This window comes from Phyllobacterium sp. 22552, from assembly GCF_052044585.1.
Taxonomy (GTDB): Bacteria; Pseudomonadota; Alphaproteobacteria; order Rhizobiales; family Rhizobiaceae; genus Phyllobacterium; species Phyllobacterium ifriqiyense.
This window is the reverse complement of sequence record NZ_JBQENG010000005.1, coordinates 357,350-364,504: the sequence shown is the minus strand read 5'-3', so window position 1 is coordinate 364,504 and position 7,155 is coordinate 357,350. Positions and strand designations below refer to the sequence as shown.

Sequence of the window (7,155 nt, the reverse complement as noted above, 5' to 3'; positions counted from 1 at the left end):
TGGCCGAAGAGCTGAAATGGGGTGTTCCATGCTATACGTTTCAAAACAGCAATATCGTTCTTATTCATGGGTTTAAGGCCTATTGCGCAATGTTGTTTATCCAAGGCGCCCTGTTGAAAGACGACAAGAATATTCTGATCCGGCAAACTGAAAATGTGCAGTCCGCGCGCCAGGTCCGGTTTACCAGCCTGTCGGAAATAACGGGGATGAGAGCCGTCCTCAAAGATTATATTCAGGAGGCCATTGAGGTCCAGAAGGCGGGATTGAAGGTCGATTTTAAAAAGACGAAAGAGTTCGCTGTTCCTGAAGAATTCCAGATCAAACTCGATAATATGCCTGCCTTGAAAACGGCTTTTGAGGCGCTGACACCGGGGAGACAGAGAGGATATCTTCTCCATTTCTCATCGGCAAAACAATCCAAAACCCGCGAGGCCAGAATTGAAAAGGCAATGCCAAAAATTCTTGAGGGCAAAGGTTTGGACGATTAAAGCAATTCGGGGGAAACGTAGCAACTTATCCTGAATGGATCGTCAAAGCGAAAGCTTGAAACCTTCATGTGTTGGCGCGAATCCAAGCGAGCTATAGAATCTCAGCGCATCCGGCCGCGTTTTATCCGATGTCAATTGAACGAGCCCGCATCCGCGCTCTCTGAAATTTTCAATCGCCCATTCGATCATGCGGTGACCGATGCCTCGACCCCGATGGCTTGGCGCGATTCTCACGCTTTCGATCTGGCCGCGCCACATCCCGCTGCGTGAAAGTCCAGGTATATAGGAAAGCTGCATGCAGCCGATGATTTGGTCATCTTCTAAGACGGCAACCAAAAGTTGGTTCTGGTCTTCTTCGATAGCCTTTAAAGCCCGAATATAGCAATCAGCTATGGGGTCCGATACCGTTTCACGATTTTGTCCGAGTTCGTCATCGGCCAGCAGAAGAATCAAGGTGCGTAAGTCCGTTTGCACCGCTTTGCGAAATATGAGTGCTGGCATGGAAATATCTCCAGTTTATCGGTTAAGTCGGCCAGGATTCCGCCAAATGGGTGCTTCCTCACAACTAGTTGCAATTGATTGCTTCAGCGGAAGCCTCATAAATCATTGACTTCAGCTTCTCATACAGAAGGCGCATTCGCTCCGAAAGCCAATTGTCATGTCGACATACCAAACCGGACCATGGACTGAAAAAGAAATGTCCATTGTCCGCAAGTTCTATCCAAACTATGCCAGACTTGCAGAAATGCTGCCCGCGCGCAGCCCTGCGGCCATTCGCGGGCAATGTCGCAGGCTTAATCTTTCGCCCAGCAAACATAATTGGACAATGCAGGAAATCATCCGTCTGTCCGATCTGTTTCCGCGTTTGTCATGGATGGAACTGCGCCGCGAATTTCCGTTTGCGACCGAGAAAATGTTGCAAAGCATGGCGAACAAACATGGCATTCACCGCCGTGGCCAAAAACAGCTCATTGGTGGCCGGGCTTAACACCTGAGATCACTATTGGTTGATGAACCGTTTGGGTGGACAGGCAGGGAAAACGGCTTATCTTGCACATAGTCGCAACTTTCGAGGGTCCCCTCGATAGCTCCAGTCAACAGCCGAGCATAAATCCATGACAAAAGGTTCCGATCTACTTGTTGCAGCGCTTGAGAACGAAGGCGTTGACCGTATCTTTGGCATACCGGGTGAAGAGAACCTTGATGTTGTCGAGTCAATCCGAAAATCTTCCATCCAGCTAGTTCTGACCAGGCATGAGCAGGCGGCGGCATTCATGGCGGCGACCTATGGGCGCTTGACGGGCAAGCCGGGCGTCTGCCTGACGACATTGGGCCCGGGCGCGTTGAATCTTTCGACAGGGGCGGCCTATGCGCTGCTCGGCGCAATGCCCATGATCATGATTACCGGCCAAAAGGGAATATTATCTTCCAGGCAGGCGCGGTTTCAGGTGGTTGATGTGGTGGCGTCAATGAAGCCCTTGACCAAGCTGTCGCGGCAAATCGTGTCTCCGCAGATGATTCCAACCACTGTGCGCGAGGCTTTCAGGATTGCGCAGGAGGAGCGGCCGGGGCCGGTGCATCTGGAACTGCCGGAAGACATTGCGGCGGAGGAGTGTCAGCCGGTTCCACTGATTGCGCCCCATGCGGTCGAACTGCCAACAGCCAGCGATTTGTCTCTTGAACGCGCTGCCTCGATCATCATGGCGGCGAAGCGTCCTTTGTTGATGTTCGGCGCGGCCGCATCGCGTCCCCGGTCCACGTCAGACATTGCGCAATTCGTGCTTCGTACCCAAATTCCGTTTTTCACAACGCAGATGGGAAAGGGCACGGTTCCCGGCGGCACTGAATTATACATGGGAACGGCGGCGCTCTCAGAGCGCGATTATGTGCATGAGGCTATCGAGCAGGCCGATCTGATCGTTACCATTGGGCATGACACGATTGAAAAGCCGCCTTTCATCATGGGGGCGGAGGGCCCGAATGTCGTCCATGTGGGATATCTGCCAGCAACAGTTGAGCAAGTCTATTTCCCGCAATCAGAAGTCATCGGTGATATTGGTCCATCGCTCAAAGCATTGGCGGATCGCATCGAAGGGAAACTCCCCAATGCCCAGGCCCTGCTGCATTTGAGGGAGGGCATTTTAAGCCGGATTGCGGCACGCGCCACCGAGGACCGGTTTACCCCGCAACGGCTTGTCCATGATATTCGCGAAGCGATGCCGCATGACGGTATCCTCGCGCTCGACAATGGTATGTACAAGATCTGGTTTGCAAGAAATTACCGAACCAGAATGGCCAATACGCTGCTTCTCGATAATGCCTTGGCGACAATGGGTGCCGGATTGCCCTCGGCCATGACGGCAGCAATGCTTTATCCCGAACGCCGCGTCATGGCTGTTTGCGGGGATGGCGGATTCATGATGAACAGCCAGGAGCTTGAAACTGCAGTTCGCATGAAGCTCAATCTGGTTGTGCTCGTCATTGAGGACGGCGCTTATGGGATGATACGCTGGAAACAGGCTGTGGATGAATTTCCAGATTTCGGAATGACGTTTGGCAATCCGGACTTTGTTAAATATGCGCAGTCATATGGAGCCCAGGGAACGCGGGTCACGGAAATCGGGCAGTTCAAACAGGTGATAGCGACGGCTTTTGCTGAAGGTGGCGTGCATCTGGTCAATGTGCCGATCGATTATTCGGAAAACGAGCGCGTTCTGGTGAAGGAGTTGCGTGAGCGGCTTCCAGCGATATTGGAGTCATGAAGTGACGCTTGCAATGAAAGTATATCAGGCGTTTGACCGCGCAATCATTCAGGAGATTCCAACCGACGACGGCAAGGCCCTGGAGCACAAGTTGCAGATGGCTGCGCAAGCTTTTGCTGACAAGGCCGGTTGGCTGCCAACCCATGAGCGGATGGCTGTTTTGCGCAAAACCTCGGCGCTGCTTGAGGCGAATCGTGACCGTTTTGCCTTAATTATCGCGCGTGAGGGCGGCAAGCCATTGCCGGACGCCATCATTGAAGTGACACGGGCAATTGATGGCATTCTCAATGCAGCAGATGAATTGCGCAATTTCGGGGGCAAGGAAATCCCGATGGGGCTTACTGCCGCGAGTGCCAATAGATGGGCGTTCACAACCAAGGAGCCAATCGGCGTGGTTGCGGCTATATCGGCTTTCAACCATCCGCTTAATCTGATCGTTCACCAGATTGCACCGGCGATTGCTGTTGGTTGCCCGGTCATCATCAAGCCCGCTTCCACGACGCCGATCTCCTGTATCGAACTGGTCAAGCTTTTCCGGGAAGCCGGGCTCGACGAACAGTGGTGCCAGACTTTCCTTACAGAAGATAATGCGCTGGCAGAGCAATTGGCGATAGACCCACGCATTGCTTTCCTGAGTTTCATTGGCTCGGCCAAGATCGGCTGGTATCTGAAAAGCAAGCTGCCGTCTGGCACGCGTTGTGCACTCGAACATGGCGGTGCCGCGCCCGTTATTATTGACCGCGGTGTGGACGTGGACAGGGTCGCCGCCAGCGTTGTCAAAGGCGGCTATTACCATGCCGGGCAGGTCTGCGTTTCGTCGCAGCGGCTATTTGTGCATGAAGACATATTGGCCAGTTTTACCGAGGCTTTCGCTGCCAAAGTTACCGCTTTGCGTGTGGGTGATCCTGTCCTGAAGGATACGGAAGTCGGCCCATTGATTTTGCCCAAGGAGGCGGATCGCGTGGAAGCCTGGATCAAGGAAGCGACGGAGCAGGGGGCAACACAAATCGGTGGCGGACGTCTGTCTGAAACAACTTTGCGCCCGTCCATTCTTCTTAATCCAGGCGCCGAAACAAAAGTATCCAGGCTCGAAGTATTCGGACCTTTGACATGCGTCTACGGATATAGTGATCTTGATGCAGCCATCAATATCGCCAATTCACTGCCTTTTGCCTTTCAGGCAAGCGTCTTCGCATCAGATATAGCGGTTGCGTTGAAAGCTGCCAGACATCTTGATGCATCCGCTGTCCTTGTTAACGACCATACGGCATTCCGGACCGATTGGATGCCTTTCACCGGCCGTCGTCAGTCAGGCTATGGTGTTGGCGGCATACCTTGGACGATGGAAGAAATGGCGGACGACAAAATGATTGTGTTCAACCATGTAAGCTAAGGGCCTTCGCGCTTGACATGCGAAGTCCTGTGGCAAAATTGAGCACAAAGTTTCTTACCAGACTCAGGAGTCCACCATGTCCCAAAATCCATATTATGCGCCACAAGGCGGGCATCCTGCGCAAAGCCAGCTTCTCACGGGGCGTGCCGTGTTCACCACGGCCTATGCGGTGCTCCCGAAAGGGGTCATGCAGGATATTGTTACAAGCTATCTGCCATTTTGGGAAAAAACGCGCTGCTGGATCATCGCCAGGCCGTTATCCGGTTTTGCGGAAACTTTTTCACAATACATAATGGAAGTGGCGCCGGGGGGTGGCAGCACGCGTCCCGAAATCGATCCGCAAGCCGAAGGCGTTCTCTTTGTCGTGGAGGGGGAATTGCAGCTTACAATTGCGGGCAAGGAGCACATCCTGCAGCCCGGCGGCTATGCCTTCATTCCACCTTCGACAAATTGGCAGGCGTTGAACATATCCAACGCGCATGTTCGGTTCCATTGGGTGCGCAAAGCCTATGAAGCGGTAGATGGCATTGAAACACCACCGCCGCTTCTCCTGAATGAAAATGACATAGCCCCGACTGTCATGCCCGACACGGGCGGACGATGGGCCACGACGCGCTTCGTCGATCCTTCGGACATGCGTCACGACATGCATGTCACTATCGTCACGTTGCAACCGGGAGCTGTCATTCCCTTTGCCGAGACGCATGTCATGGAACACGGGCTTTACGTCCTCCAAGGCAAGGCGGTTTATCGCCTCAATCAGGATTGGGTGGAGGTCGAGGCTGGCGATTTCATGTGGCTGCGGGCCTTCTGCCCGCAAGCTTGCTACGCGGGTGGTCCGGAGCCGTTTCGCTATCTGCTTTATAAGGACGTCAACAGACATATGAAGCTTGGTGGCTCAAGGCTCTGATTTTCAACAGAGCCTCAAGCATTGTCTTGAAGAGACCTAGTTCCGGTCGGACGTTCCCGGCATACGCGGCAAAATGGGCCTTGTTCCGCCCACACCCTGCCGTTCCTGGATAGATTTTTCGGCATCAGAAGACAGGCTGCGCTCTTTTGTACGCTCCCGGCGATCCGGTCTGCTTGGCTCGGGCCGATCTGGTCGCTCTACGACTGGCGGGCGTGGCCTTGGATTATTATTGTCGTTCCAATCTGGCCGATCAGGTCTGTCGCCTCGGTGAGGGCGATCGCCTCTGTCGTCCCAGTCCCTTCGGGGGCGATCTCTCCAGTCGCGATCGCGCCTGCTTTCACGCCAATATCTGTCACGGCGGTCATAGCGGTCCCTGCCGTAATATCCATTGTCCGGATAGCTGGAGATATAACCTCCTGATCCGCCATAATAGCCATCGCCGCCATCATCGGCGACACAGCCGGACAGGACAATGCCGGACAACCCAATAAGTGTAACGACCGTGAGAGATTTTATGAACATCGCAGTTCCTCCATGCTCATGAACTGGTAGCGCGCAGGAATGTTCCGCGCGGTGCCCCCGAATTCATCTCTATGGCCTTATTCGTTTCAGCTCAAGAACTCCTCGACCTGTATACAGGGTTTGCGACAAATTCATTAATATGTTGAAATGACGCGTCATGGCTGAAATACCGACCATAAAACTCCCCTCCGGATACAATGTCCCGATACTTGGGCAAGGTACTTGGTATATGGGGGATGACGCCCGAAAACGTAGCGCTGAAGCTGATGCGTTGAAGCTCGGGATTGATCTTGGAATGAGCCTGATCGACACGGCAGAAATGTACGCAGGCGGCGGCGCTGAAGAAGTTGTGGCACAGGCCATAAAGGGCCAGCGCGACAAGGTCTTCGTCGTTAGCAAGGTTCTTCCATCCAATGCGTCAAGAAAAGGTACTATCACCGCTTGCGAGCAAAGTTTGCACCGGTTGCAGACGTCGTTCATCGATCTCTACCTTCTGCATTGGCGAGGGGGATATGCGTTAGAGGAGACTGTTGCCGCTTTTGAAACCTTGATGGAATCCGGCAAAATCCGCAGTTGGGGCGTAAGCAATTTTGACGTGGACGATATGGAGGAGCTGGAGGCGATTGCGGGCGGCACCGCCGTTTCGGTAAATCAGATTCTTTTCAATTTGAAACGGCGTGGCCCCGAGGTTGGATTAATGCCGTGGTGCCAATCGCGAAATATTCCGATCATGGCCTATTCACCGATCGAGCAGGGAAGACTGCTGAGCCATCCTGCCCTGACGGGAATAGCGCGCGAGTTGGAGACAACTGCGGCTGTTGTTGCGCTGGCATGGGTCCTGAACCAGGATGGCGTCATCGCCATTCCAAAGTCCAGCAACCCGGACCATATTCGCAGCAACAGAAAAGCCGCGGATATCACGTTAACGCCCGCGCAGCTGGAAACTTTGGATCAAGCGTTCAAACGACCCAATCGAAAACAACCACTGGACATGCTGTAATTGCAAAATCAGTAGAGGGCGTACCCCATGCCCTGAATGATGACGTCCCAAGACTTCCTTAGCGTGTAAATGCTTGTGTT

General features: G+C 53.6%; 8 protein-coding genes. 6 read left to right on the top strand and 2 right to left on the bottom strand.

What is annotated here, in order from left to right; all coding sequences use genetic code 11:
- The coding region (locus ACTJI9_RS14645) for a YdeI/OmpD-associated family protein (RefSeq protein ID WP_440808880.1) at positions 1-488 on the top strand (488 nt) is incomplete at its 5' end.
- Positions 489-530: 42 nt separating this feature from the next.
- Here ACTJI9_RS14645 and ACTJI9_RS14640 read toward each other — a convergent pair.
- On the bottom strand, positions 531-989 hold the full coding sequence (locus tag ACTJI9_RS14640) for a GNAT family N-acetyltransferase (RefSeq protein ID WP_307275403.1): 459 nt from the start codon (positions 987-989) through the stop codon (positions 531-533).
- Between the two features lie 157 nt (positions 990-1,146).
- Here ACTJI9_RS14640 and ACTJI9_RS14635 point away from each other — a divergent pair, with 157 nt between their 5' ends.
- The 4 genes from ACTJI9_RS14635 (at position 1,147) to ACTJI9_RS14620 (ending at position 5,553) form a co-directional block, all read left to right on the top strand.
- On the top strand, positions 1,147-1,476 hold the full coding sequence (locus tag ACTJI9_RS14635; protein WP_336442192.1) for a hypothetical protein: 330 nt from the start codon (positions 1,147-1,149) through the stop codon (positions 1,474-1,476).
- A 127-nt stretch (positions 1,477-1,603) separates the two neighbouring features.
- Positions 1,604-3,250 (top strand): acetolactate synthase large subunit, encoded by a 1,647-nt coding sequence (locus ACTJI9_RS14630; RefSeq protein WP_336442193.1) that lies wholly within the window; start codon positions 1,604-1,606, stop codon positions 3,248-3,250.
- A gap of 13 nt (positions 3,251-3,263) precedes the next feature.
- Positions 3,264-4,643 (top strand): aldehyde dehydrogenase family protein, encoded by a 1,380-nt coding sequence (locus ACTJI9_RS14625; RefSeq protein ID WP_440808918.1) that lies wholly within the window; start codon positions 3,264-3,266, stop codon positions 4,641-4,643.
- A gap of 76 nt (positions 4,644-4,719) precedes the next feature.
- Positions 4,720-5,553, top strand: a complete 834-nt coding sequence (locus ACTJI9_RS14620) for a bifunctional allantoicase/(S)-ureidoglycine aminohydrolase (RefSeq protein WP_115053439.1) — start codon at positions 4,720-4,722, stop codon at positions 5,551-5,553.
- 36 nt (positions 5,554-5,589) lie between these two features.
- Here ACTJI9_RS14620 and ACTJI9_RS14615 read toward each other — a convergent pair whose 3' ends face one another.
- Positions 5,590-6,075: a hypothetical protein gene (locus ACTJI9_RS14615; RefSeq protein WP_307275391.1), complete on the bottom strand. Its 486-nt coding sequence runs from the start codon at positions 6,073-6,075 to the stop codon at positions 5,590-5,592.
- Positions 6,076-6,232: 157 nt separating this feature from the next.
- Between ACTJI9_RS14615 and ACTJI9_RS14610 the strand changes: the two genes are divergently transcribed.
- On the top strand, positions 6,233-7,075 hold the full coding sequence (locus ACTJI9_RS14610; protein ID WP_440808876.1) for an aldo/keto reductase: 843 nt from the start codon (positions 6,233-6,235) through the stop codon (positions 7,073-7,075).
- The last annotated feature ends 80 nt before the right edge of the window (positions 7,076-7,155 follow it).